24 protein-coding genes and 1 tRNA gene are annotated in these 24,320 nt (G+C 59.1%); 15 read left to right on the forward strand and 10 right to left on the reverse strand.

What is annotated here, in order from left to right; translation table 11 throughout:
- Positions 1 to 14 precede the first annotated feature (14 nt).
- Positions 15 to 91 (forward strand) — tRNA-Met (locus FHX08_RS00005).
- A gap of 229 nt (positions 92 to 320) precedes the next feature.
- On the opposite strand, the gene FHX08_RS00010 is transcribed toward FHX08_RS00005, so the two are convergent.
- Positions 321 to 1,319, reverse strand: coding sequence for an ABC transporter permease (locus tag FHX08_RS00010; RefSeq protein ID WP_132653247.1), 999 nt, complete (start codon positions 1,317 to 1,319; stop codon positions 321 to 323).
- 40 nt (positions 1,320 to 1,359) lie between these two features.
- On the reverse strand, positions 1,360 to 2,157 hold the full coding sequence (locus FHX08_RS00015) for an ATP-binding cassette domain-containing protein (RefSeq protein ID WP_245508291.1): 798 nt from the start codon (positions 2,155 to 2,157) through the stop codon (positions 1,360 to 1,362).
- 200 nt (positions 2,158 to 2,357) lie between these two features.
- On the opposite strand from FHX08_RS00015, the gene FHX08_RS00020 reads away from it, so the two are divergent.
- Positions 2,358 to 3,338, forward strand: coding sequence for an NAD-dependent epimerase/dehydratase family protein (locus FHX08_RS00020; protein ID WP_132653249.1), 981 nt, complete (start codon positions 2,358 to 2,360; stop codon positions 3,336 to 3,338).
- 48 nt (positions 3,339 to 3,386) lie between these two features.
- Positions 3,387 to 4,373, forward strand: coding sequence for a substrate-binding domain-containing protein (locus FHX08_RS00025; protein ID WP_132654252.1), 987 nt, complete (start codon positions 3,387 to 3,389; stop codon positions 4,371 to 4,373).
- Positions 4,374 to 4,476: 103 nt separating this feature from the next.
- Here the strand turns inward: FHX08_RS00025 and FHX08_RS00030 are convergent, their stop codons facing one another.
- Complete coding sequence (locus FHX08_RS00030) at positions 4,477 to 4,629, reverse strand: hypothetical protein (RefSeq protein WP_165911876.1); 153 nt, start codon at positions 4,627 to 4,629, stop codon at positions 4,477 to 4,479.
- Here FHX08_RS00030 and FHX08_RS00035 point away from each other — a divergent pair.
- A complete protein-coding gene (locus FHX08_RS00035) occupies positions 4,562 to 5,344 on the forward strand; it encodes a FadR/GntR family transcriptional regulator (RefSeq protein ID WP_132653250.1) in 783 nt (260 codons plus the stop codon). The genes FHX08_RS00030 and FHX08_RS00035 overlap by 68 nt on opposite strands.
- Positions 5,345 to 5,474: 130 nt before the next feature.
- Here FHX08_RS00035 and pdxA read toward each other — a convergent pair whose 3' ends face one another.
- Genes pdxA through FHX08_RS00060 form a run of 5 tightly spaced genes read right to left on the reverse strand, consistent with a single transcriptional unit; the run spans position 5,475 to position 9,984 of the window.
- Entirely contained in the window at positions 5,475 to 6,470 is a 996-nt protein-coding gene (gene pdxA / locus FHX08_RS00040) for a 4-hydroxythreonine-4-phosphate dehydrogenase PdxA (RefSeq protein WP_132653251.1), read from the reverse strand.
- 28 nt (positions 6,471 to 6,498) lie between these two features.
- A complete protein-coding gene (locus FHX08_RS00045) occupies positions 6,499 to 7,632 on the reverse strand; it encodes an iron-containing alcohol dehydrogenase (protein ID WP_184326745.1) in 1,134 nt (377 codons plus the stop codon).
- Between the two features lie 27 nt (positions 7,633 to 7,659).
- A complete protein-coding gene (locus FHX08_RS00050; RefSeq protein ID WP_184326746.1) occupies positions 7,660 to 7,860 on the reverse strand; it encodes a hypothetical protein in 201 nt (66 codons plus the stop codon).
- Positions 7,861 to 7,883: 23 nt separating this feature from the next.
- Entirely contained in the window at positions 7,884 to 9,068 is a 1,185-nt protein-coding gene (locus tag FHX08_RS00055) for an exo-alpha-sialidase (RefSeq protein ID WP_184326747.1), read from the reverse strand.
- Positions 9,069 to 9,078: 10 nt separating this feature from the next.
- Positions 9,079 to 9,984 (reverse strand): dihydrodipicolinate synthase family protein, encoded by a 906-nt coding sequence (locus FHX08_RS00060; RefSeq protein WP_184326748.1) that lies wholly within the window; start codon positions 9,982 to 9,984, stop codon positions 9,079 to 9,081.
- A 275-nt stretch (positions 9,985 to 10,259) separates the two neighbouring features.
- Between FHX08_RS00060 and FHX08_RS00065 the strand changes: the two genes are divergently transcribed.
- The 7 genes from FHX08_RS00065 (at position 10,260) to FHX08_RS00095 (ending at position 17,792) form a co-directional block, all read left to right on the forward strand.
- The gene (locus FHX08_RS00065) at positions 10,260 to 11,894 is read left to right on the forward strand and encodes an ABC transporter substrate-binding protein (RefSeq protein ID WP_184326749.1); all 1,635 of its coding nucleotides are present in this window, start codon (positions 10,260 to 10,262) and stop codon (positions 11,892 to 11,894) included.
- Positions 11,895 to 12,030: 136 nt separating this feature from the next.
- Positions 12,031 to 12,987, forward strand: coding sequence for an ABC transporter permease (locus tag FHX08_RS00070; protein ID WP_184326750.1), 957 nt, complete (start codon positions 12,031 to 12,033; stop codon positions 12,985 to 12,987).
- 2 nt (positions 12,988 to 12,989) lie between these two features.
- A complete protein-coding gene (locus FHX08_RS00075) occupies positions 12,990 to 13,949 on the forward strand; it encodes an ABC transporter permease (protein WP_184326751.1) in 960 nt (319 codons plus the stop codon).
- Positions 13,949 to 14,953 carry an ABC transporter ATP-binding protein gene (locus FHX08_RS00080; RefSeq protein WP_409527399.1) on the forward strand — a complete coding sequence of 335 codons (1,005 nt, stop codon included), beginning with the start codon at positions 13,949 to 13,951 and terminating at the stop codon, positions 14,951 to 14,953. The genes FHX08_RS00075 and FHX08_RS00080 overlap by 1 nt, the downstream gene beginning before the upstream one ends.
- Complete coding sequence (locus FHX08_RS00085) at positions 14,953 to 15,945, forward strand: ABC transporter ATP-binding protein (RefSeq protein ID WP_184326753.1); 993 nt, start codon at positions 14,953 to 14,955, stop codon at positions 15,943 to 15,945. The genes FHX08_RS00080 and FHX08_RS00085 overlap by 1 nt, the downstream gene beginning before the upstream one ends.
- Complete coding sequence (locus tag FHX08_RS00090) at positions 15,942 to 17,003, forward strand: four-carbon acid sugar kinase family protein (RefSeq protein WP_184326754.1); 1,062 nt, start codon at positions 15,942 to 15,944, stop codon at positions 17,001 to 17,003. The genes FHX08_RS00085 and FHX08_RS00090 overlap by 4 nt, the downstream gene beginning before the upstream one ends.
- Positions 17,004 to 17,027: 24 nt before the next feature.
- Entirely contained in the window at positions 17,028 to 17,792 is a 765-nt protein-coding gene (locus tag FHX08_RS00095) for a FadR/GntR family transcriptional regulator (protein WP_184326755.1), read from the forward strand.
- Positions 17,793 to 17,825: 33 nt separating this feature from the next.
- Here FHX08_RS00095 and FHX08_RS00100 read toward each other — a convergent pair whose 3' ends face one another.
- Positions 17,826 to 18,713, reverse strand: a complete 888-nt coding sequence (locus FHX08_RS00100; RefSeq protein WP_184326756.1) for a LysR family transcriptional regulator — start codon at positions 18,711 to 18,713, stop codon at positions 17,826 to 17,828.
- A 78-nt stretch (positions 18,714 to 18,791) separates the two neighbouring features.
- Here FHX08_RS00100 and FHX08_RS00105 point away from each other — a divergent pair, with 78 nt between their 5' ends.
- The 4 genes from FHX08_RS00105 (at position 18,792) to FHX08_RS00120 (ending at position 21,759) form a co-directional block, all read left to right on the forward strand.
- On the forward strand, positions 18,792 to 19,574 hold the full coding sequence (locus FHX08_RS00105) for an MBL fold metallo-hydrolase (RefSeq protein WP_184326757.1): 783 nt from the start codon (positions 18,792 to 18,794) through the stop codon (positions 19,572 to 19,574).
- A gap of 47 nt (positions 19,575 to 19,621) precedes the next feature.
- Entirely contained in the window at positions 19,622 to 20,335 is a 714-nt protein-coding gene (locus tag FHX08_RS00110; RefSeq protein WP_184326758.1) for an SDR family NAD(P)-dependent oxidoreductase, read from the forward strand.
- 57 nt (positions 20,336 to 20,392) lie between these two features.
- Positions 20,393 to 20,632, forward strand: coding sequence for a tautomerase family protein (locus FHX08_RS00115; RefSeq protein ID WP_132653265.1), 240 nt, complete (start codon positions 20,393 to 20,395; stop codon positions 20,630 to 20,632).
- 71 nt (positions 20,633 to 20,703) lie between these two features.
- On the forward strand, positions 20,704 to 21,759 hold the full coding sequence (locus tag FHX08_RS00120) for an NAD(P)H-dependent flavin oxidoreductase (RefSeq protein ID WP_184327342.1): 1,056 nt from the start codon (positions 20,704 to 20,706) through the stop codon (positions 21,757 to 21,759).
- A gap of 37 nt (positions 21,760 to 21,796) precedes the next feature.
- Here the strand turns inward: FHX08_RS00120 and FHX08_RS00125 are convergent, their stop codons facing one another.
- Positions 21,797 to 23,737, reverse strand: coding sequence for a mechanosensitive ion channel family protein (locus tag FHX08_RS00125; protein ID WP_132653266.1), 1,941 nt, complete (start codon positions 23,735 to 23,737; stop codon positions 21,797 to 21,799).
- Between the last annotated feature and the right edge of the window lie 583 nt (positions 23,738 to 24,320).

Here is a 24,320-nt window from a genome sequence, read left to right on the forward strand (position 1 = left end):
CGTCGCCTGGATAACGCGGGGTGGAGCAGCCCGGTAGCTCGTCAGGCTCATAACCTGAAGGCCGCAGGTTCAAATCCTGCCCCCGCAACCAAACCCTGCCCAATCCAGACACAGATCATCTGTTATCGCCGGCGCAAAGCATCATCTTCGCTCCAATGCTAGCTCCTCCTCCTGCACACCATAACCCGAAGGCCCAAGCCGAAAAGCCGCAAAACAAATCCGAGCTTCCCTCTTTACATATAAGCTCGCACCAAGCGGGCCTAGAGGCCAAGACGAAAAAGCCCTCCATCTCGGAGGGCTTTCGGTTGTCTGCGGTATGCTTACTCGTCCCGCCGCAGGTTACGGATTCGGTCGAAGAGAACGGCAAGCACAATTGCCCCGCCAATAAAGCTACCTTGCCAGAATGCGTTGATGCCGAGAAGGCCAAGACTGTTGCGGATAACCTCGATGAGTGCTGCGCCGATCAGCGCCCCAAAGGCGGTGCCGACGCCGCCGGCGAGATTGGCGCCGCCGATAACCGCGGCGGCAATGACCTGAAGTTCCATCCCGGCGCCGATATTCGTGGTGACAGCGCCGAGCCAGCCGGTTTGGATGATGCCGGCAATCCCCGCCGAGAGGGCGGAAATCATATAGACGATGACCTTAATCCTTTGCACAGGAACGCCCGTCAGTGTCGCGGCATGCTCATTGCCGCCGATGGCAAAAACGTAGCGGCCGAACTTCGTCCAGCGCAGCACAAAACCGGTCACGAGTGCCAGCACAACCATGTAAAGCACTGGATTGGCAATGCCGAAAAGCCAGGCGCCGCCACCCAGCGCCAGCAGTTTATCGTGATCGGGCCCAAACTGGAAAACCACAGTGTTGTTGGATGCAACCATCGCCAGGCTGCGCGCAATCGAAAGCATGCCGAGCGTGACGACGAATGGTGGAAAACCGAGATAGGCAATTAACAGGCCGTTGAACGCACCCACCACAAGGGCAGTCCCGACCGAGGCGGCAATGCCGATTTCAATGCTATATCCTGCATGCATGACGACTGCCAGCACCATGCTGCACAGGCACAGCACGGAGCCGACGGACAAGTCGATACCTCCGGTAATGATGACCAGTGTCATGCCCAGGGCGATAATGGCGACGAACGTGACGTTGCGGGTGATGTTGTAGATATTCTTCGCCGTTGCAAAGGAGTCCGTCGCCATCGACAGAAAAATGCAAGCGAAAATGACCGCGATGAGAACCCAGAATGTCTGACCGCTCAGAACGGCTCCAAGCCAGCTTCGCTGCTTCTGTCCGATCGTCTGATCAAGCGTAATCGCCATCGTCGACCTTCTTCTTTCCTGCCGCAACGGGTCGCATCAATCACACCTGTTCGATGGCGCCGGTAATCAGTCCCGTCACTTCCTCGGGCGAACTTGCCGCAATTGGCTTGTCGGCTACTTTTCTGCCTCGTCGCATCACGATCACGCGGTCCGCGACCGAAAAGACGTCGGGCATGCGGTGGCTGATCAGAACAACGGCAATGCCCCGGTCACGCAATTGGCGGATCAAGTTCAGAACCTCGGCCACCTGGCGCACGGAGATCGCCGCTGTCGGTTCGTCCATCAACACGATTTTCGCTTCCGACAGCATCGTGCGAGCGATGGCGACAGCCTGCCGCTGGCCACCTGACATTTGCTTGACGAGATCGCGTGGCCGCGTCTCCGATTTGAGCTCGCGAAAGATCTCCCCGGCGCGCTTGTACATGGTTTTGTAGTCGAGGATGCGAAGAGGCCATACGCCGTGGCGCAGCTCTCGTCCGAGAAACACGTTCGCCGCCGCGGTAAGATTGTTACAGAGCGCCAGATCCTGATGAACGATCTCTATGCCGTGCTTGCGAGCCTCTTTCGGCCGATGAAGCACGATCTCGGTGCCATCGAGACGCATGGTTCCGTGGCTCGGCCGAAAATTGCCGGCAATCATCTTAACCAACGTGGATTTACCGGCTCCGTTATCACCCATAAGGCCGACCACCTGCCCCGCTTCAAGCGAAAACGAAACATCGTTGACAGCCTGGATGGCACCGAAATGTTTGGAAATATTGGTGAGTTCAAGAACTGCCACCAGCCTCCCGGCCTCCCAAAACTTGCAGCTATTCCGCCGCTCCAAACCCGAATTTATTTCGGCCCAAGGCTGAAGCGAATTCGCCGTTCCAATATCCTCCCAGGAAAGGCGATTATTAGCATTTACGCAAAACCGGACGAGAGCGTCAACTCATTGTCCTGGGTGCTGGGCCTATTGTAGCAAAAATCTGTTTTGTCAGACAAATATCAATTGACGGAAGTCGTGCTCGAATATTAGCTATTGCTGGGAGAGAGAGCATGCTGATCCTTGTTACCGGTGCGACGGGCAAGGTCGGGCAGCGCTTTATTGCTGGGCTGCTTGACGATCCGAGATTTTCCAAAGCCCGTATTCGCGCGCTTTGTCATAACCGTTTGTGCGAGGCGACCGACCGTGTCGAAGTCATTCGCGGCTCGATCGCCGATCGCAACGTAGCGGCTGCTGCGGTGCGTGGCGCTAGCCATGTCGTCCATCTTGCCACCTGCAAGGAAACCCCTGAAGACATCATGGATGTTGCGGTCAAGGGCCTCTTTTGGCTGCTCGAGGAGTTTCGCACGAGCGTCACTGCACGCCAGGTCATCCTGATCGGCGGGGATGCAGGCATAGGGCATTTCTATTATCGCCATGACGGCCCAATTACCGAGAGCGTCCGCCATTGTGCCTATCCAGGAAGTTATGCGCTTTCCAAGGTGCTGGAAGAGGTGATGCTAGAGCAGTTCGGCATTCAGTACGGCCTTAATGGCTGTTGTCTGCGTGCGCCCTGGATCATGGAAAAAGACGACTTCAAATATTCGCTGTCTTTCGGAGACGACGTCTTTGGCGGCCCGGACTGGAAGACGCTCGTTCCCGAAGAAGCCGCGCGGCGCTACGCAGCCATGGGTACGGTGCCATTGCTGCTCGATGCTGACGGTCGTCCCCTAAAACGCAACTTCGTGCATGTCGATGACCTCGTGTCTGCAATATTGGCAGCGATCGACAATCCTCGGGCGGAGCGGCAGCTCTTCAATATCTGCATGGATCGGCCTGTCGACTATGCTGAAGTGGCCGCCTACCTGTCGCGCACGCGAAATCTCGGCTCTGTCGAGATACCAAGCCGCTTTCATTCCAACTGGATGGACAACAGCAAGGCGAAATACCTGCTGAATTGGCGGCCACACTATGATCTCGAAAAGCTTATCGACTCGGCGTGGCAATACGAGCGTTCGAAGGTGGAGCCTCGCGTCGTCTGGTATCCGGGTTGATATCGGATGGCGGGCACGCAGTGCCCGTCTGTTTCAAGGGAGGAAACCATGAGGAAGGCATTACTACTTACTGCCGCAGTTTTAGCGCTGACCGCTGGGCAGGCCCTGGCTAAGAAGCAACTCGTCATCGTCGTCAAAGGCCTCGACAATCCGTTCTTCGAAGCAATCAATCAAGGATGCCAGAAGTGGAACAAGGAGAACCCTACGGCCGAATACGAATGCTTCTACACCGGTCCGGCATCGACATCTGATGAAGCTGGCGAGGCGCAGATCGTTCAAGATGTGTTGGGCAAGGCCGACACGGCTGCAATCGCAATTTCGCCGTCAAATGCAAAGCTCATCGCCCAGACCCTGAAGACCGCCAATCCGACGGTTCCGGTGATGACACTCGATGCCGATCTTGCAGCCGAGGATTCAGCGTTACGCAAGACCTATCTCGGCACGGACAACTACCTCATGGGCGCACGGATCGGCGAGTACATCAAGAAGGCAAAGCCGAACGGCGGTAAGATCTGCACAATTGAAGGCAATCCTGGAGCAGACAATATTCTACGCCGCGCGCAAGGTATGCGCGATACACTCACCGGCCAGAAAGGCCTCACCGCGCTGAAAGGCGAGGGCGGCTGGACGGAAGTTGCCGGCTGTCCGGTGTTCACCAATGACGACGGCGCCAAGGGGGTTCAGGCAATGACCGATATTCTCGCGGCCAATCCTGACCTGGACGCATTCGGTATCATGGGTGGCTGGCCATTGTTTGGCGCGCCGCAACCCTATCGCGACCTGTTCAAGCCGATGGCGGCCAAGATCGGCAGCAACGATTTCGTCATTGGTGCCGCCGACACGATCGGCGACGAGGTTGCTATTGCGAAGGAAGGCCTGGTGACTGCGCTCGTCGGCCAACGGCCCTTCGAGATGGGCTACAAGGCTCCCTCGGTGATGATGGATCTTATCGCCGGCAAGACGGTTGATGATCCGGTATTCACCGGGCTCGACGAGTGCACGAAGGATACAGTGGATACCTGCATTCAAAAGTAGGCTCACGGTTTGGCGCACCCAGGGTGCGCCGACTGTCTGACGAGACGGATCGAAGGATCCGGAGGGCTTGACGCGCCCTGAATTCCGCGCCCTTTTGTCAGAGTCAATCGCAGGCGACTTCCTCGTTATTACGATTGTTTTGATAGTACGTGCAGACAGTCGAAAGAATGCTGAGGCAGTAGACGTAAATGCCTGACAGGAAATCGGGAAAGGCGACGGCTTCGGTCGGGGTGGTGACGGTTGACCACTTGGCCACCACAAGGCGCCCAAATGCTCCCCGCATGGCTGGAGCGAGTGTTCATGTGTCATTGGCGGGCGAAATCGGCCTCCGAATCGTGCGCGGCGACTACCCGCCGGGCACGATCCTGCCTAACGAAGCCAAATGGTCAGAAGTCTATGAAGTCAGCCGCTCAGCGGTGCGCGAAGCGATCAAGATGCTGATGGCCAAGGGCCTGCTTTCCTCCCGTCCGAAAATCGGCAGTTGGGTCGAGCCCAGGGAGCGATGGAACCTGCTGGATCGAGATGTATTGGGCTGGTATGCCGCGTCTCCCGATCGGGAAGCCTTCCTAAGAACTGTGCAAGAACTCAGGCATATGATCGAGCCGGAAGCAACAGCGCTTGCTGCGGAGCGTCGAACTGAGGAGCAAATGAAGGCCATCAGTCAAGCCCTGCATGACATGGGTCAGGCGACATCACTCCAGCAGCGAACAGAATCCGATACGCGATTTCATATCGCGATCTTGCGCGCCTCCGGAAACGATCTGCTGGTGCCGCTCGGCGTATTGATCGAATCGGCCCTGAACCACCTCTTCACTCATGTCACGCGAGAAGAAGACGACTTGCGATATGTGCTGAAACTTCATGAAAATATTGAGAAAAACATCCGATTGCAGCGACCGAACATGGCGCGTAACGCTGTCCGCAAGGTGCTGGCGAATACCGACCAACTGATAGCGCGGTGGTCACGATAGGAGTTTGTATCCTGTCTGGTAGAAAAAGTGGCCGCCAATCCGCGCGCGTACCCTAAATGGGATGGCAGCCGACGGAAAAGCCCGCTCTCAAGGGGGCTTGGCCAAGGGCTGAGATTTGGAATGCAGTTGCTCAGGAAACCAGCGCTGCCCCGCGCGGCGACTTTGCCATCAGCCTTGCATAGGCGATGGCCGAGAGCATGTTGACATGGTTGGCGCGGCCGGTTCCGGCGATGTCGAAGGCGGTGCCGTGGTCGACGGAGACGCGGTCGATCGGAAGGCCGAGGGAGACGTTAACGGCGGTCTCGAAGGCGACCAGCTTGATCGGGATATGGCCCTGATCGTGATATTGGGCGATGACCAGATCGAAAGCGCCGTTATAGGCGCGCGCGAAGACTGTGTCGGCGGAAATCGGGCCGACAACGTCGATGCCCTTGGCCTGCGCCAGCTCGACGGCAGGCGCGAGGAATTCCGTATCCTCGGTTCCGAAGAGGCCGTTCTCACCGCAATGCGGGTTGAGACCGGCGACCGCGATGCGTGCCTTTTTGCCGAGGCGCATGAAGTGGTTGTGACCGGCTTCGATCGTTGCCAGCACACGCTCGGTCTTGGCACGTTCGATTGCGCCCCTTAGCGAAACATGAGTCGAAACGTGAATGGTATTCAGTCGCTCGGAGGCGAGCAGCATGAAGGAGCTCTTCGAGCCGGTCAGATGCGCCAGGAGACCCGTATGGCCGTCGTAATGGTGGCCGGCAAGGTTCATGGCTTCTTTGTTGATCGGCGCCGTGACGATGACGTCGGCTTCCTTCGACATGGCGAGATCGACGGCACGGGCGATGTAACGAACAGATGCATCACCGGCGACTGGACTGACCTTGCCGATCTCGGGGAGGGGGGCGTCGAGCGCAACTTCGTCTACGGCGATCGTGGTGCCATTTTCAGAAGCGGTGGCGCCGAATTTGAGGCTGATGTCGGTCGCGCGTGCGGCCCGTTCCAGCGCTTCGGTATTGCCGACAATGACAAAGTCGCGGCGTTCATCTGCGGGCAGTGCGGCCAGCGCCTTGACGATCACTTCAGGGCCGACACCGGCGGGATCGCCGAGGGTTACTGCGACTTTTGCATTCCTGTCCATCAGTCAAATTCCTCTTGAAAGCCCCGCCTCAATAGGCTGCTTCGTAGATCGAGCGTATGTCAGTGCGCGTCAGCTCGCGCGGGTTGTTATCCAGAAGCCTGCGGATGGCGAAAGCATCGTCGGCCATGGCGTCGAGATCGTTTTGCGGCACGCCGAGACCCGAAAGGGTCATCTCAATGCCAAGCTCGGCGCAGAAGGCATAGGCGGCATCGAAAACCGATTTTACGGTATCGGAGGTTTCATAGCCGAGTGCGGCCATGACCGCTCTCGTTTTCTCGGGTACGGCCGGGGTGTTGAAGGCAAGAACATGTGGGAAGATTAGCGCGTTGGCCGCACCATGGGCAACATGCCAGCGGGTGCCGAGCGGGTAGGCGAGAGCATGGCCGCCTGCCGTATTGACCGGCCCGAGGCAGAAGCCGCCATAGAGCGAAGCGAGCGAAAGACCGGCACGGGCTTCGGCATCCGAACCGTCGCGTACCGCACGAGCGAGATATTTGCCGACGAGCCGCGTCCCCTCGATCGCGTAGATATCGATCATCGGGTGTGCCTTGCGGTTGGTAAAGGCCTCGACGCAATGCGCCATGGCATCCACACCCGTTGCTGCCGTTGTACGGGCCGGCACGGAGAAGGTGAGCGACGGGTCAATGACGGCGATATCGGCGAGCATATGAAGGCTCTCGACCGCAAGTTTCGCCTGTGTCTGCGGGTCGGTAACCAGCGCACGAATGCCGGCTTCGCTGCCCGTGCCCGAGGTTGTTGGCACTTGTGCGAGCGCGACCTTTCGCGGTCCCTGCACCTTGTTCGGACCGACGACATCGCGCAAGCTCTGCGAGGAGCCAGCCAGTACGGCAGCGAGCTTTGCAAGGTCCATGGCGCTGCCGCCGCCGAAGCCGACGATGAGGTCGGCGTGTGCGGCTTCCGCAGCTGCGAGTACTTTGTCGAGATTGGCGATATCCGGCTCAGGCGTCACGTCCGAGAAGACCGAAACCTCGCCCTTCAACTGCAGGAGATCGACGCGCGTTGCATTGAACGCGTCCGAGATGACCAGCGTTCGGGAATAGCCCTTGTTTGCTGCCCAGCCGCCCAGCTTCCCAGCGATTTCGAGACCGAATTCGATCAGGTGCGGCCGGATAACGGTAATAGGTGAATCCAAACTGACCATATGCGGTCCTCCCCGATGCGCGACGGACTAGGCCGTCGATGATGCAAATTGGTTACGCCGCCTGTTGACGGCGAGAATAAGTTTTGGTGTTTCCTGCTTAGCGAACAGGTCTGTCGCAACGTACCGGTCTTTCGCAAACTGCTCAGCGAGCTTTTCAACCCACCATGCGAAGAGTTCGTCCGAGGTTCGCTCTAAAGCGCTGATCGCTTTCGCATCGGCGCTCGCCACGCTTCTCCCCATTCTGCTAACCTCTAGGCGATTGAGCCCAACGGAAGACGGACATATTTGATGGCGCGCCGGTAATAGGTGTAGGCGACGTGAAGCGTGCCGTCCGGCCCCTGGGCGATCGAGGGATAGGAGAATTCGCGGTTCAGCAGGTCTTTCGAGTTGTTGCTCAAACAGTATCCGTCGCCGGTGTCCAGGTCGAGCTTACGCTCGAAGTGCGCACCGTCATCACTGGACACTGCAAGGCTTAGCGGGGCACGCGGAACGCCCCATACTGCCTTTCTGGCGGTTGCAACGGAAGTCTCCGAAACAGGCGCTCCGGTACCTTCCACCTCGTCATAAAGCGATTGGCGCCGCGCGTCATGGGAAGCAGCGTTGCTGTGGTTGTAAACCATCGCGATCCTTCGGTCTCGGAGATTTATTGCCTGGATCGACGAATTGTTATTGGGCAAATCGATCGGCTTTGGCGTGCTCCAGGTTTGGCCCTGATTTGAAGACAAAGATGAGTGGACATTCTCCGCATAACGATCACGGAAAAAGGCGGTCATTCTATCGTCTTGAAGCGGTACGATATTCATGTGCACCGCGCCCAGGCTGTTATCTATCTCTTTGATCTTCCAGGTTTTTCCTCCATCACCTGAGATCATAACGCCTGCCGTGTCCGCGTCACCGCTCCAGCGCCGACCGGGCAGGCTGCCGCAGCGGAAGATCGGGAGTAGCCATTCGCCCCTGCCGTTGACAACAATCTGCTGGCGCACGAACGTACCGGGCAGATCGCAGAGTACAGAGGGAGGAGCAAAACTCCTGCCGCCATCCTCCGAGATCCGGCATTTGACAACTGCGCCATCCTGATCGCCAGATGTCTGGGAGGTATAGAGCAACCAAACACGACCATCCGGCGCATTGAAAATCAAGGGATTCTGCTCGGACTTTGCCGGATCGTCAGACATTTTCACCGGTTCGGTCCATTGCTCGGCGCCGGGTGCCAGTCGCGACATGTAAATCGATATGTCGCCCATACCTTCCATTGTACCGCCGAACCAGACGCACGTCAGGGTTCCATCCGCCAGAAAAGCGAGATTGGCGGCGTGGTTCTGGACGCAGGGGGAGGGCAGATAAGCATCAAAGCGGCCGGCCTGCGCGGTATTTGCCCTGAGGATACCGTCCATCAGCGACGGAACTTCTTCCGGTTTTAAGCCTGTCGATTGCATGTAATCCTCCTTAAGGCAGTTTTGCGTAACCTTCGGCGAGCTCCGCATATTCACGATCATTGAGCGGTACGAGCGGCGGGCGTGTGCGCCGCCAACCGGCATTGCCGGTTTTCAGGCCAACCATGGCCTTGATCGTCGGGATCTGGACATAGGAGTTCGATAGGGTGCGAAAGGCATTGATACGTGCCTGCGCGGTCTCAACTTCTGCGCTCCTCGTCTCATCATGAACGCGATCGTAAACGGTGCGTAGCGAATTTGCGACCAGGTTCGAGGTGGCGGTAATGCAACCGGTGCCGCCCGCCTTCAGCAGCGGCAGCAGCAGCGGGTCGGCGCCGCAGAGTACAGAGAAGCCGGGGCAGGCTGCTACGATCGCCTGCATATTATTGAAATCGCCCGCAGATTCCTTAATGCCGACGACTGTTTGCGGAAATGCTTCAACCAGCCGGCTGATAAGCGGGATGGAAAGTGGAACGCCCGAAACCTGCGGAATATGATAGAGGATCACCTGAAGCCTGCTATCGCCGATCTTCTCCAGAATCTGCGCATATGCGGCGAAAAGGCCTTCGTCGGAGACGCCCTTGTAGTAGAAGGGCGGGAGCATGACCACCTTGGTAACGCCGAGCGAAAGCGCGTGCTTCGTTAGTTCGACTGTCTCGGGAATGGCGACGACGCCGGTGCCTGGCAAGAGCTTGTCGGAGGGAAGGCCAGCCGTCAGCGCGGCTTCCAGGATTACACGGCGCTCAGCAGAAGAGAAGGAGTTGGCTTCCCCCGTTGTTCCGAGCAGTGCCACTCCGTGGCATCCTTCTTCGATCAGCCGCTGGCAATGTTCAGTGAAGAGTCCGAGATCGGGGCTGCCGTCGGCGTTAAGAGGGGTGGTTGCGGCGCTATAGACGCCTGTAATCTTGTGATTGTTCAAGAGATACTCCTCGTCGAACTATGCCTTCGCGGCATGTTCCCCGCCCCGGTTTTCATCTTAGTGCCGCCTTGTTGTCAATCTAACAAATTTTACTTTTATTCTTGTTGTTATTCAACATATTGAATTTAAAAGAGAAAAATTTTTCTCGGCCGATGCGATGGCTTTATCTGAGATTTTTCATTGACATGTTTACATTATGAAGTGATTGTCTGGTCTCTGCCGCGCAGCTTCGGGGAGGTCTTTCGAAAGGGCGCGCTATTTGCCAGGAGGAGCAAATGACATTTGGTAATGAACAAGACTTTTCGCAGATTTCCCGCCGTAACGCGCTCAAGCTCGGGCTTGCGGCCGGCGTCGGTTTCTCGCTCTTCGGTGCGAGCGCTCGCATCGTCATGGCGCAAGACGGGCAGGTCCTGAAGGCTATCAATCCAGCCTTCGACCAGGATTGGTCGCCGTTGCGCGGCGGCGGCAGAACCTTCCGTTGGAACTCGTTCTGGTGGGCCTCGCCGATGTATTTCGACGCCGACGGCAAAATCCAGCCCTACGTCTTCACGAGCTGGAACTCGCCGGACAGGAAGGTGTGGACGTTCAAGATCAACCCAAAGGCAGTTTTTTCCGATGGCAGCAAGATCACCTCGGCCGATGTCAAAGGCTCATGGGAGGTTGCCGCCATGCCCGGCACCAAGAACCAGCGCGTCGATCAGGTGTTGAGCAAGGTTGCCGGCTATAAGGAAGTTTCCGCCGGCTCCGCAAACGAGTTGACCGGCGTTTCCACGCCTGATGAATCGACTGTCGTCTGCAGGCTTTCGGAAGCCGACCCTATCTTCTTCATGCGCCTTGCCAACCATATCGTGCCGATCACAAAAGCCTCCCAATCGCACGGCAGCGATGGCGAGGAAGTGGCCGACTGGTACAAGCCTGACAGTGGCGCCGTCTATTCAGGCCCCTTCAAACTGACCGAGCTCGATATCGACGCCGGCACGGTGGCCTTCGAGCCGAACGAGAATTTTTTCGGGCCGAAGCCGAAGCTCGCCCGCATCGAGATCAGCTCGATCGAAGACAATGTCACCGCGACCTCGCTGATCAAGTCCGGCGAATATAATGCTCATACCGAACTCGTCACTTCGACGATCATTCAGGATCTCGGCCCGGAATTTTCTGCCGGCCCGCTCATCCCGACCAGCCAGCACTTCTGGTTCAATACTTCGCGCGCGCCGATGGACGATCCCAAGGTTCGCCAAGCCTTGATCATGGCGGTCGATCGTGACGGCCTGTTCAAGGCGTCTTATCCGGATGGGCCACACAAGAAGGCCGACCAGATCCTGAATTCGGTTCCCGGTGCGGACAATTCCGGCTTCGAGCCCTATCCGTATGATCCGGCAGCGGCCAAGAAGCTGCTTGCTGAATCGAGCTATGGCGGACCCGATCGTCTTCCTAAGCTTATGTTTGTCGGGATTTCGGGTCCGGCCATCCAGGCTGCTGCGCAGTTCATCGCCGAACAGTGGCGACAGAACCTCGGGATAACGTCCGTCGACATGAAGCCGCAGCAGGATGGCGGACCGAACCAGAATGCGGTGCAGATCTTGCGAGACGACGTCGGCACACGCGTTCCCGATGCCGTCTCCTATCTCACCGGCTGCATCGCCTCCACCTCGTCCCACGCCCAGAACAAACTCGGCAACTACAAGAACGATAAGGTAGACAGTCTGCTTGCAGAAGCTGCAACCAAGGCTGCCGACGATCCGGATCGCGTGAAACTCGCGCAAGAAGCCCAGAAGGCGTTCCGCGACGATTGGGTGTTCATTCCGTGGTATTCTCAGGCGATGTCCCGCTGGGCGAGCAAGGAGGTCAAGGCCATGGAAAAGAATCTCGACTGGCAGGTCGTCGCTCCGTGGGACGTATCGATCGGCTGATTGAGACCGCTAGTCAATTCTCAATAGCTCAAGCAACCGCGCGAAGGCCGAAAGGTCTTCGCGCAAGTTAAAGAAGGGTACGCGCGATCCGCACAGCTTGCGGGAAAACGCTCCTGATAAAAGGTGGGAGGTGGTCTTGCTTCGTTATATACTAACGCGATTTGCCATCTGGATTCCGTCCGTCCTGGTCGTAATGATGGCAGTCTACGCGATGGCTTTCTACGGTGCGGGCGATCCGATCAAGCTGATCTTTCTTCGTGCGCCGGGCGATGTCGCTTATAATCCGGAGCGTATCGAGGCGATCCGAGAAAGTGCTGGCCTCAACAATCCCTTCGTCGAGCAGTTCGGCTATTACATCTGGAACCTGCTGCATGGTCAGTTCGGCAACTCGCTGACGTCAGGCCGCTCAGTCTGGGCAATGGTTTCGGCCGCCGCACCTGTTTCCTTCAAGCTGGCGCTCTGTTCCATTATCTTGACCACTGTCGTTGCGATCCCGCTCGGCATGCTCGCCGCCCTGAACCAGAACAACCGCGTCGACTACACGATCACCGGTACCGCGCTTTTCCTCTGGGCGATCCCCGCCTATGTCGCCGGTCCGCTGTTGATGGTCGGCCTCATCGTGCTGCTGCCGATGATCAGAGTGCCCTATGGCTGGGGCGGTATCTTCGACGTGCGTATCATTCTGCCGCTCATCGTGCTTTCCTTCCAGCCGATCGCGCTCATCGTGCGTCAGACGCGCGCCGCCGTCATCGAGGTGCTTTCGGAGGACTTCGTGCGGACGGCCCGGGCCAAGGGCGTGCCGGAAATCGTGGTTGCGCTGAGGCATATCCTGCGGCCGGTGCTGACACCCGTGGTCACGCAGCTCGGCCTCATCATGATCACAATCGTCAATGGCGCCATTTTCGTGGAGCTCGTTTTTGGTCTGCCGGGCCTTGGGCGGTTGACCGTGCAGGCGCTCACCAATTCCGACTATCCTGTCATTCTGGCGATTACCCTGATCGGATCCTTCCTGGTCATGGTGTCGAACCTGCTGGTCGATGTGCTCTATCCGCTGCTCGACCCGCGCGCCAATGATTCCAGAAGGAGCCGCTGATCATGTCCGCTATTCCTCTTTCGACGATCGACACGGCCGAGGAGCCGTCGGTCAACCTGTGGCGCGATGCCTGGCATCGCCTGAAGCGCAACAAGCTTGCGATCTTCGGCCTGATCGTGATCGTGATCCTCGCCTTCACGGCAATCTTCGGCCCCGCGCTGACGCCTTATGACTATCTCAGCCAGGATCTTGCTTCGCGCAACGCACCGCCGTCACTGGCGCATTTCTTCGGCACTGACGACCTCGGGCGCGACGTCTTCAGCCGTATCGTCTTCGGCACGCGCACGGCCTTCCTCGTTGCCGTCATCGTCACGTTCATCGCGGTGCTGATCGGGCTTTTGCTTGGCGCCATCGCCGGCTTTTTTGGCAATCCCTTCGACCGGGTTATCATGTGGCTGACGGATGTGACGATGTCTGTGCCGAACCTGCTTCTCGTCGTCGTCATCAATGCATCGCTGAAGACGCCCATCACCAGATGGATGGAGGCGCAGTATCTTGCGACCCTCAATCCCTTCTATCGCCAGACGGTCTGGGTGGATTTCATCCTGGTCTTCGGCTCGATGGCGCTAATCTCCTGGCCGCCCTATGCGCGCCTCGTCCGCGCTCAGGTTCTATCGATCCGCAATCGTCCCTATATCATGGCGGCACAAGCGCTCGGCCTTTCCAACTCGCTGATCATCCTGCGCTATATCGTGCCGAATGCGCTTGGTCCGCTGATCGTTTCCGTCAGCGCCGGTCTCGGTACCGCCATGGTGCTGGAAAGCGCCTTCAGCTTCCTCGGAGTCGGTGTCAATCCGCCCACGCCAAGCTGGGGCAACATGATCTCGGACGGCCTGCGCGTCTGGCAGCATTATCCGCATCTCCTCGCCGCTCCGGCGGCCGTGCTCGGTCTTGCCTCGGTAGCCTTCAGCTTCCTCGGCGACGGCCTCAACGACGCACTCAATCCGCGGGGCGGCAAATGATGAACGCAACGACCAATGAACGCCTGCTGGATGTGAAGGATCTCACCATCGAGATCGATACGCGCCGCGGCCCCGCTGTCGTCGTCGATGGTATCGATCTCTACGTCAACAAGGGCGAGACGCTCGGCATCGTTGGTGAATCCGGCTGCGGCAAGAGCCTGACGATGCTCAGCCTGATGCGGCTCCTGCCGAACAAGATCAAGGTGGCGAAAGGCTCTGCGACGTTCGACGGATGTGACCTGCAGAAGATGTCGAACCGCGACCTGCGCAAGGTGCGTGGCGGCGACGTCGGCTTCGTCTTCCAGGATCCGATGACCTCGCTCAATCCGGTCATGCGCATCGGCGACCAGATCTGCGAACCGCTCATCTATCATCGCAAGATGTCGAAGGCGGACGCGCGGGCGCGCGCCGTCGAGCTTTTGCGCCTCGTCGGGATTCCCGGCCCCGAAGAGCGGCTGATGGCCTATCCGCATGAGCTTTCCGGCGGTATGCGTCAGCGCGTGATGATCGCGATCGGCCTTGCCTGTAATCCGAAGCTTCTGATCGCCGACGAGCCGACGACCGCGCTCGACGTGACGATCCAAGCCCAGATCGTCGATCTGGTGAAGGATCTGCGCGCAAAGCTCGGCATGTCCGTCGTCTGGATTACCCACGATCTCGCGCTGATCGCCGGCCTCGTCGATCGCGTCGCCGTGCTCTATGCCGGTACGGTCGTGGAAGATGCGCCGGTGGACGAGCTCTATGCTCGTCCCAGCCATCCCTATACGCGCGGCCTGTTGTCCTCGATTCCGAAGCTCTCGGACGCGCCGGCAAGCCGTCTCTCCTCAATCGGTGGTACGCCGCCGGAGCCCGGTCGCCGCCCCAAGGGCTGTCCTTTTGCGCCGCGCTGCCCGCTAGCCGAAGCGGTCTGTCATGAGCGTGTGCCGCGGCTTGAGCCGGTTTCCGGCAACAGCGCACATCGCGCCGCCTGTTTTGTCGTCCAGAGAATGCAGGAGGCTGCGTGATGGGTGCCCAACCGCTCCTGAAGGTCGAAAATCTCGTCAAGCATTTCCACGTCAAGCTCGGTGCTTTCGGCGAGCGCTCCGCAACCGTCTATGCCCTCGACAATGTCAATCTCGAGATCATGGAAGGCGAGACGCTGAGCCTTGTCGGTGAATCGGGCTGCGGCAAATCGACGACCGGCTTCACTATCCTCAATCTTTACAAGGCGACGAGCGGCAAGGTGGTCTACAAGGGCCAGGACCTTGCGACGTTGGATGAAAAGCAGATGCGGCCCTTCCGCCGCGACCTGCAGATCGTCTTCCAGGATCCCTATTCGACGCTGAACCCGCGCATGACAGTCGGCGAGGCGATTGGTGAACCAATCCTCTTCCACAAGCTTGCTACCAAGGCGGAGCTTAAGGACAAGGTTGCCGCACTGCTCACCGATGTCGGCCTGCCGACGCGCTTTGCCCAGCGTTATCCGCATGAGCTTTCCGGCGGCCAGCGCCAGCGCGTCGTCATTGCGCGAGCGCTTGCCTGCCAGCCGAAGTTCATCGTCTGCGACGAGGCGATCTCCGCACTCGATGTGTCGATCCAGGCGCAGATCATCAACCTGCTGCTCGATCTCCAGGAAAAATATGGCCTGACTTATCTTTTCATCGCCCATGACCTCGCCGTCGTGCGCCATATCAGCACCCGTGTTGGCGTCATGTATCTCGGCCGCCTGACCGAGCTTGCGACACGCGAAGAGCTTTTCGACAATCCGCTGCATCCCTATACGAAGGCACTGCTTTCGGCCGTGCCGGAAACCGATCCGGAGCTGGAGCGCAGCCGCAAACGCCAGATTCTGCAGGGCGATGTGCCGAGCCCGCTGAACCCGCCGACAGGCTGCCGTTTCCATACGCGCTGCCCGATCGCGATGGAGGTTTGCAGCAAAATCATTCCGGAATGGAAGGAAGCGAAGCCCGGCCATCTCGTTGCCTGTCATGCCGTCAATCCGGGGCAGGCCTCATGACGCTGAAAGTCGCCATCATTGCCGACGACCTTACCGGCTCGCTCGATACGGGAACCCCCTTTATGGAGGCCGGGCTGTCAGTGGCTGTCGCGATCGATGTCGAGGCGGTCGGCAAGGCACTTGAAACCGGTGCTGAAGTCGTCGTCGTCAATACGGCTTCGCGTGGCCTTTCAGAGGAAGAAGCTGTCGCGCGCGTGCGGGCGACAGCCGAAGCTCTGAGTTCTGCGGGGTCGGCCATTTTCATGAAGAAGATCGACTCCCGGCTGAAAGGCAATGTCGCGGCCGAAAGCATTGCGCTGGCTGACATGCTTGGCCTCAAGAATATCCTGATGGCACCGGCCATTCCCGATCAGGAGCGCATCACCTATCGCGGTTGCGTGGTCGGGCGCGGCGTCGAGCATCCCTTGCCGATCGCCGATCTGTTTTCCGGATATGGCCGCAACGTCAATATCGCGGATGCCGAGGATGACGCCGATCTCGATATGATCGTTTCCGAAAACGACTGGCTTTCGACGCTTGCTGTCGGTGCCCGCGGCTTGGGCTCTGCGCTCGCGCGCCGGCTCGGGGAGGCGGCACGGGTCGCGCCGGAATTTCCGACCACGCGGAAGACACTCTTTGCCTTCGGTTCACGCGATCCGATTACGGCTGTGCAGATGGACCGTCTCGTAGCTTCGCAGGCGCTGCGTATCGTCGTCGATGCGCCCATGGGTATAGTCGAAAGCGGCGAGGGGCTGGCGCTGCCGGCGCTCCTGCGTTGCACGGGGGAGATGCAGGGCAATGCAGCCCTCGTTGCCGCTCGCTTTGCGCAGGGCGTGAAATCGGTCATAGATGACACGAGGCCGGATATGATCATGGTGGGGGGCGGTGATACTGCGCTCGCCGTTTTTCGCGAACTGGGCGTTACAGTCTTGTTGCCGAAGGGGGAAATCGAGGCCGGCGTTCCCTGGTTCGACGTAAGGGATGTCAACGGGCGGCAATTTCGATGCGCCGTCAAGTCGGGGGGCTTTGGCAATTCCGATAGTTTGCTAAGACTGATCGTTCGGAATCAGGCGGCGTAACGGATGCCAGCGGGGAGAATGAGAGTGGATGAAGCGAATGGCGGATCGGTAAATCCGGAAGCTGCGCCTCAGGCGCGGCCGGAGCGCGGCAGGGCTGTGAAGCTGGTCGATCGTGTCTTCGACCAGCTGATGGAACGCATCCGCGCCGGCAATTACCCGCCGGATTCCCGCCTTCCGGGTGAGCACGAATTGGCCTCGCTGCTCGGTGTCTCGCGCCCCATCGTGCGCGATGCGCTGGCACGCCTGCGCGAGCAGGGGATCGTCTACGCAAGGCAGGGGGCCGGCACCTTCGTCAGCGCGCATGGCTCACCGGCGGCGCAGCTTGCCTATTCGCCGGTCAAGACGATTGCCGATATCCAGCGTTGCTACGAGTTCCGTCTGACGATAGAGCCGGCGGCCGCCTATTTCGCCGCCAAGCGCCGTGACGATGCCGCGATCCAGAAGATCGCCGCAGCACTTGCAGATCTGCGGGAAGCGACGAGCCATCAGCTGCATCGGGTGGATGCCGATTTCGTCTTCCATCGCGCAGTCACTGAGGCCGCCAACAATCACTATTACACGGCCTCCATGGATGCGCTGAAAGCGCATATTGCTGTCGGCATGCATCTGCATGGGCTTTCGCTGCTCGGTCCGCGGCCGGGTCTGGAGCAGGTGTATCAGGAGCACAACGAGATCTACAAAGCGATCGCCGAGGGCCGGGCAGAGGACGCCCGCGACCTGATGCGCGCCCATCTCGAGGGTTCGAGGGATCGCCTTTTCGAAGGCCGCGTGCTCGATCTGTCCTTCTGATAAGATGCGGCTGCGGGATAGAAACTCGCAGTCTTATTCCTCAAACAAGGCACGTTCCGTCGCGAATATTTTGGTGATGTATTCGGCAACGGTCCGGATCGGCAGATCCTTGCGATGCTGGCGGCGGGTAAGAAGCCAAACTTCCCGCGGCGGCGGGACAGGTTCGAGCGGGCAAAAACAAAGATCTGTTTCCGTGCGGCCAAGATAATGGGGCAGGAGCGCCAGACCGGCGCCCGCCTTGGCAGCCATTGCCTGGGATAGCTGATTGTTGGCACGGAAGGACAGGCGTGCATGCGAAAAATGGCGGGCCAGCCAGACCGCCTCAGGCACATAGGCATTCACTTCGTCAAATCCGATGAAGACCGGCTCTGCGCCATCCTCGATCTGTCTGCAGATCTCCTGCGTTCCATAATAGCCGTAACCGATCGTCGCGAGCTGCTTGGCGATCAGATCGCCGTCCTGTGGTTTTCCCAGGCGGATGGCGATGTCGGCCTCGTGGCGTTCGAGGCTGATGGTGCGCAAATCTGTCGCAAGGTCGATATCGAGTCCTGGAAATTGCATCGTGATCTTCGCCAGACGGGTGATCAGAAAACCTTGCGAAAGTGCAGGTGAGGCATTGATGCGCACAAGGCCCTTCGGCGTGTCATCCTTCCAGCCGCGCCCAAGTGTTTGCACGGAGGCTTCCATATCGCTTGCAGCTGTCAGCGCGCGCGTTCCCGCAGGCGTCAGAACATAGCCGTCCGGGCGGCGCTCGACGAGTTTTTCACCGAGCGTTTCCTCCAGTGAATGAAGCCTTCGGGCGATCGTCGCGTGGTTGACACGCAGGGTTCGGGCGGCTGCCGACAGGCTGCCGTGCCGTCCAAGGGCGAGAAAAACCCGGATGTCCTGCCAATCCGGCTCTGTGCGTTTTTTATCAGCCATTGGCAAAGAATAGCAAATTTTCCGCAGAAAGGAACGGGACTAGATAGATGGCGACCTCAGAACAGAAAGGTTGCCTACATGACATCTTCCAGTCTCAAGCTCACGCTCATCGGCGGGCCGACCGTGCTGATCGAATATGGCGCGTTCAGGCTTCTCACCGATCCAACGTTCGACCCGCCGGGCCTCTACAGGGAAAAGCCTGTGCGTTTCGAAAAGACGTCTGGTCCGGCCCTGTCGGCCAAGGAACTTGGCCCGCTGGACGCAGTCCTCCTTAGCCACGATCAGCACCTCGACAATCTCGACAGTGCCGGCCGGGCAATGCTGCCGACCGTGGGTACCACCTATACAACCAAGGCCGGAGCAGGGCGGTTGGGCGGCAATGCGCTCGGACTTGATCCGTTCGAAACCGTCACGCTGGAAGGCGCCGATGGTGAGCGGTTGCTGATCACGGCAACGCCGGCCCGCCACGGCCCTGTCGGTATCGAGCCGATTTCGGGTGATGTCGTCGGTTTCGCGCTCGGCCGCGAAAAGCCGGGTGACCTTCTCTACGTGACCGGCGACACGGTCTGGTACGAGGGCACGGCCGAGGTCGCGCGGCTCTTTTCTCCCAAAGTCGTGCTGCTGTTTACGGGCGCAGCCGAGCCCCGTGGCCGCTTCCACATGACTATGGGCAGCGAGGACGCGCTGGAGGCGGCGCATGCCTTCCCGAACGCGCTGCTTGTGCCCGCGCACAACGAAGGCTGGGTGCACTTCCGCGAAAATCAGGACCAGCTCGCATACAGCTTTTCCGTCTTCAATCTCGAGGACCGCCTGAGGCTCTTCGAAAAAGGCAAACCGCTCACTGTCGACGTGACGGCTTGAGCATCTCATACGTGGCGCAAAGCGCCTATCTTCCAAGGAGACATATCATGAGCAATGAACAGAAAGTTGCAATCATTACCGGTGCTTCGCAGGGTATCGGCGCCGGCATTGTCCAAGCCTATCGCAACGAAGGCTATGCGGTCGTCGCCAACTCCCGTAACATTCAGCCCTCGTCAGATGAAGGCATCGTCGCGGTACCCGGCAATATCGGCGATCGCGCGGTAGCGGAGAAGGTCGTCAAGACCGCTGTCGAGCGTTTCGGTCGCGTCGATACACTGGTCAACAATGCCGGTATTTTCGTCGGCAAGCCGTTTACCGACTATACGGTCGAAGACTTCAACAACGTGATCAATGTGAACGTCGGCGGCTTCTTCCATATCACGCAGTTCGCCCTTGCGCAGATGGCGAAGCAGGGCCACGGGCACATCGTTCAGGTCACCACTGCCCTTGTGGACCAACCGCTCGCTAATGTTCCCTCAGGTCTTGCGACGCTGACCAAGGGCGGGCTTGATGCCGTCACCCGCGGGCTTGCTATCGAATATGCCAAGAGTGGTATCCGCGTGAATGCAGTCGCACCCGGCATCATCCGTACGCCGATGCACGCTCCGGAAACGCATGATTTCCTGAGCGCGTTGCATCCGGTCGGCCGGATGGGTGAGGTCAGCGAAATCGTCGACGCCGTGCTCTATCTCGAGCATGCCGGCTTCGTAACAGGCGAGACGCTGAATGTCGATGGCGGCCAGCACGCCGGCCGTTGGTAAGCAAGGGAGGCAATGGGCGGAGCGCTCTACAGCGACCGTCCTTCAAGGAGAACGACAATGCCTTATGTGAATATCAAGGTGACGCGTGAAGGCACGGCTCCCGGCGCAAGCAGCACCACGCTGGAGCAGAAAGCAGCCCTCATCAAGGGCGTCAGCGATCTGCTCTTCGACATCATGGGCAAGCCGCATGACAGTACCTTCGTCGTCATCGATGAAATCGAGATGGAGAGCTGGGGTGTGGGCGGCCTGCCTGTGCCAGAATATCGCAAGCAGCTTGCGCAAAAGGCTGCGAAATAGAAATAGTGTAGTGGCGGCCCCGCAAGGCCGCCATTCGCTTTGCGGGCAATGAAATGCAGAGGCATCGTGTCATGGGTAACTGGCAGGACAATCGTATCATCGAGCTTTTCGGTATCGAGCGTCCCATCATTCAGGCACCGATGGCGGGTGCGACCACGGCTGAGATGGTTATCGCGGTGAGCGAAGCCGGCGGCCTCGGGTCACTTCCTGCTGCATTGCTGACGATCGAGCAGACGAAAGCGGCTCTCGACCGGATACGCTCGGCGACATCCAAGCCGATCAATGTGAATTTCTTTGTGCACGCCAATCCGGCAGCCGATCCCGTTGCCCAAATGCGGTGGCGCACCGTGCTTACACCTTATTATGTCGAACTGGGGCTCGATCCTGCCGCACCGCTTCCAGCGGCGGGACGGGCGCCGTTCGATAATGATTATTGTGTGCTCGTGGAAAGCTACCGTCCCGAAATTGTCAGCTTCCATTTCGGATTGCCGGCGCCGGATCTGCTGGAGCGCGTGCGGCGCACCGGCGCGAAGATCATCGCTTCGGCAACGACCGTTGCGGAGGCGCGCTGGCTGGTGGAGCGTGGTGTCGATGCGGTCATCGCCATGGGGCTGGAAGCCGGCGGACACCGGGGCAATTTCCTTGATCACGACATGATAACGCAGGTTGGTACGATGGCGCTCGTGCCGCAGATCGTCGATGCCGTCTCTGTGCCGGTCATCGCGGCTGGCGGCATCAGCGACCGACGGGGTGTCCGCGCTGCCTTCGCACTCGGCGCGTCCGCCGTTCAGGTGGGTACGGCCTATCTGCTCACGCCGGAAGCGAGGATCACCGCCTTCCATCGCGAGGCGTTGAAATCGGCGCGGGACGACAATACCGCCTTGACCAACATTTTCACAGGTCGTCCGGCACGCGGCATCGTCAACCGTATCATGCGGGAGATCGGCCCGCTGTCGCAGACCGCACCGGCGTTCCCGACCGCCGGCGGTGCGCTTGCGCCGCTGAGGGCGGTAACTGAAAAGGAAGGAAGGTCGGATTTCAGCAATATGTGGGCTGGTCAGGCCGCAAGCCTTGCTCGCGAAATGTCGAGCGCCGAGCTGACGCGATATCTCGTCGAAGCCGATTAGCAAGAGATGCTGCCGCAAACGAGGAAGCCGAGGCGTCTCAGCCTTCGGCCGCGCCGGCGGCCTTCGCCTGCTGGGCGGTGCGCAACGTGGTTGCTGCAGCTGCGGCGCCATTCTTGTCGTCGCCGCCGACTTGCACCATCGGCTGAGCAAATTCGATGCCGTTATTCTGGAAGGCTTCACGAATCTTGGCGTAGGCTTTGCGACGGATATAGGTTTGCATGCCAGGCACCGTCGTCATGGCGAAGCTCAGGACGATGCCGTAATCGCCGAATTCCTCGACACCCTTCATCTTGAGCGGTTCGATGAAAAGCGGGCCGACCTCTTCATCTTCCTTCAATTCCGTGCCGATGGCCTTGGTGATTTTGCGCGCCTTGTTGATATCGGTGTTGTAGGCGACAGAGATGCGGAATTTGTCGATCACCCAATCGCGGCTCATGTTTTCCACCGCGCCGAGTTCTCCGAAGGGCACAGTGAAGACGGGGCCGCGATGGTGGCGCAGGCGTACCGAGCGTAAGCTGAAGCCTTCCACCGTTCCCTTGTAGTTCTTCGCCTGAATATATTCGCCGACGCGGAAGGCATCGTCGAACATGTAGAAAACGCCGCTGATGATGTCCTTAACGAGAGTCTGCGAGCCGAAGCCGATGGCTACGCCGAAAATGCCGGCGCCAGCAATCAGCGGGCCGATCTCCACGCCGAGCTGAGAGAGCACGATAAGGGCGGCCATAACGGCGACCATGACCGCAAGCGCATTTCGGAAGATCGGCAATAACGTCCGGAATCTCGCACGCTTCGCGGCTTCGGCCGGAGCAAGACCGGTCGCGTCCCCAGACGTCTTGATAGTGCGGTCGATCCAGCCTTTTGCTAGCTGCCAGAGAAGATCGGCAATCAAGAGCACGATGACGCCTTTCAGGAGCCCATTGAGGATGGCCGATATCGTCGTGTTCTGATTTGCAAGCGAACTTGGGTTGAAGCGCCAAACCAGAGCCAACCAGCCAGCAGCGAGCGCGATGACGATTGCCCGGCTGCCGCGCACAAGCAAAATGCTTTTGGGGCTTTCGGGCGGCGTCGATGTGAGCGTTGCTGCAGCCTTGCCGACGGCACGCAAGAGATCGGGCACGACGAGCGCATAAATGCCGATCCAAAAGGCGCCCTTCAGGCCCAGGCACCAGAGAAGCCAGAGGAGACCAAGAAAGACAGTGAGGCCAGTCTTAACAACGAACGAGTGGGCCAATGCTGACCAGACCGCTTCGATCGCGAGTGCCAGCAGCAGAACCGAGAAGCAGTAGGAGATGGCCTCGGTGACCGCAGGATCGATGCCAAGCGGTGCTCCCAACGATGCGGTCGCTCCCGCAAACAATGCGATGCCGAGAAAAATACGGGCACGCACGGCGAGCGCGGGACGATTGCTTTCCACGAGGCCGATCAGCACCGCGCCGAGACGGTAGACGATGAAGGCGACGAGATAGGCGAGGAGCACAAGCCGGGCAAGTGGCGGCCATTCAACGGCAAAGAAGATGATCGCAACGACGACCGCAAAAATCCCGACTGGAAGAAGGCGGGCGACCGGACCAATCGATGGAGACCGGGCGCGTCTATAGAGCCATTCGGCAGCAGCGCCGAGGGCGATCAGTCCCGAAAAAATCAGGAAGATGGGCGCATAGCCGTGCGAAATGGCATCCTGGCGGGCACGTGCGGCGCCTTGGGAGACTTCGGAGGGAATGCGTGGAATCGCGGCCAGAATGCCGTCGATACGCGCCCGTGCCTTCGTTTCCCACGCAGCAAATTCCGACGGTTCTGCAGCGGCTGCAGCCGTTGCGTCCTGCTCTTTTTTCCGGCTTTCCAGCCAGGTCTGGATCTCGGGATCCTGCAGCAAGCCTATCAGCTGGTCGATCTTCTGCTGGGGTGGTGATGGTGCGGTTTGCGCTGTCGCCGAGGTCATGACGAGAAGAGCCAGAAGAAATACCGCCAGCCTGATCATTCGCTATGTCTCCATTTCATGGAGGAAGGATGAGCACAGCCGATACGTTTATGGGAGTACGTTACTGTAAACTCCGGCGTAAAGTCGAGGAGAAGCGTAAATGGCAGCGGATTTACGGCAACGTACTTCCATCTTGCCCCTGCCATTTTACAATCGACGGGACGAACAGGAGCCCGGATCTCCAATGGCTACGGAAGAAGACATCAGGCGGAACGGTACGGAAACTGCACAGCGTGCGAAGTATCGTCGGCGGAGGCCAGGGCGGAACTCGAACACGAATTCTGTCCGATCCCAGATTCCATGCTACGGAACGACAGCGAGTGATCCTCCGGTTCGTGACCGGAATCTTGTCGATCCAGAAACCATCGACCTTCACGGGTGGGCGGGCGCCTCCTTCGGAGGTGATCGTTCGATCCGATCGTGACGGTTCGTCTGGGAATCCAAATCATGCCTTCGGGTGCCGCGTTCGAAGCTGTGCGTCGCCAAATGCCAGCCATGCCATCGTCACCTCCGGGGTGTGAGCTGGAAGCTTCGCGCGTCGGCACAGAAGACGGAAGTACGTTACCGTAAATGCGCTTGTATG

It is taken from the genome of Rhizobium sp. BK529 (assembly GCF_014194105.1).
Classification (GTDB): Bacteria; Pseudomonadota; Alphaproteobacteria; order Rhizobiales; family Rhizobiaceae; genus Rhizobium.

Coding starts and splice junctions, on each gene's coding strand:
- pdxA (WP_132653251.1), bottom strand. CDS start 6,470: ATGGACAGGAATGCAAAAGTCGCAGTAACCCTCGGCGATCCCGCCGGT.
- FHX08_RS00075 (WP_184326751.1), top strand. CDS start 12,990: ATGTCCGCTATTCCTCTTTCGACGATCGACACGGCCGAGGAGCCGTCG.
- FHX08_RS00085 (WP_184326753.1), top strand. CDS start 14,953: ATGGGTGCCCAACCGCTCCTGAAGGTCGAAAATCTCGTCAAGCATTTC.
- FHX08_RS00045 (WP_184326745.1), bottom strand. CDS start 7,632: ATGGTCAGTTTGGATTCACCTATTACCGTTATCCGGCCGCACCTGATC.
- FHX08_RS00110 (WP_184326758.1), top strand. CDS start 19,622: ATGAGCAATGAACAGAAAGTTGCAATCATTACCGGTGCTTCGCAGGGT.
- FHX08_RS00115 (WP_132653265.1), top strand. CDS start 20,393: ATGCCTTATGTGAATATCAAGGTGACGCGTGAAGGCACGGCTCCCGGC.
- FHX08_RS00010 (WP_132653247.1), bottom strand. CDS start 1,319: ATGGCGATTACGCTTGATCAGACGATCGGACAGAAGCAGCGAAGCTGG.
- FHX08_RS00020 (WP_132653249.1), top strand. CDS start 2,358: ATGCTGATCCTTGTTACCGGTGCGACGGGCAAGGTCGGGCAGCGCTTT.
- FHX08_RS00065 (WP_184326749.1), top strand. CDS start 10,260: ATGACATTTGGTAATGAACAAGACTTTTCGCAGATTTCCCGCCGTAAC.
- FHX08_RS00055 (WP_184326747.1), bottom strand. CDS start 9,068: ATGCAATCGACAGGCTTAAAACCGGAAGAAGTTCCGTCGCTGATGGAC.
- FHX08_RS00125 (WP_132653266.1), bottom strand. CDS start 23,737: ATGATCAGGCTGGCGGTATTTCTTCTGGCTCTTCTCGTCATGACCTCG.
- FHX08_RS00105 (WP_184326757.1), top strand. CDS start 18,792: ATGACATCTTCCAGTCTCAAGCTCACGCTCATCGGCGGGCCGACCGTG.
- FHX08_RS00025 (WP_132654252.1), top strand. CDS start 3,387: ATGAGGAAGGCATTACTACTTACTGCCGCAGTTTTAGCGCTGACCGCT.
- FHX08_RS00090 (WP_184326754.1), top strand. CDS start 15,942: ATGACGCTGAAAGTCGCCATCATTGCCGACGACCTTACCGGCTCGCTC.
- FHX08_RS00100 (WP_184326756.1), bottom strand. CDS start 18,713: ATGGCTGATAAAAAACGCACAGAGCCGGATTGGCAGGACATCCGGGTT.
- FHX08_RS00035 (WP_132653250.1), top strand. CDS start 4,562: ATGCCTGACAGGAAATCGGGAAAGGCGACGGCTTCGGTCGGGGTGGTG.
- FHX08_RS00120 (WP_184327342.1), top strand. CDS start 20,704: ATGGGTAACTGGCAGGACAATCGTATCATCGAGCTTTTCGGTATCGAG.
- FHX08_RS00080 (WP_409527399.1), top strand. CDS start 13,949: ATGAACGCAACGACCAATGAACGCCTGCTGGATGTGAAGGATCTCACC.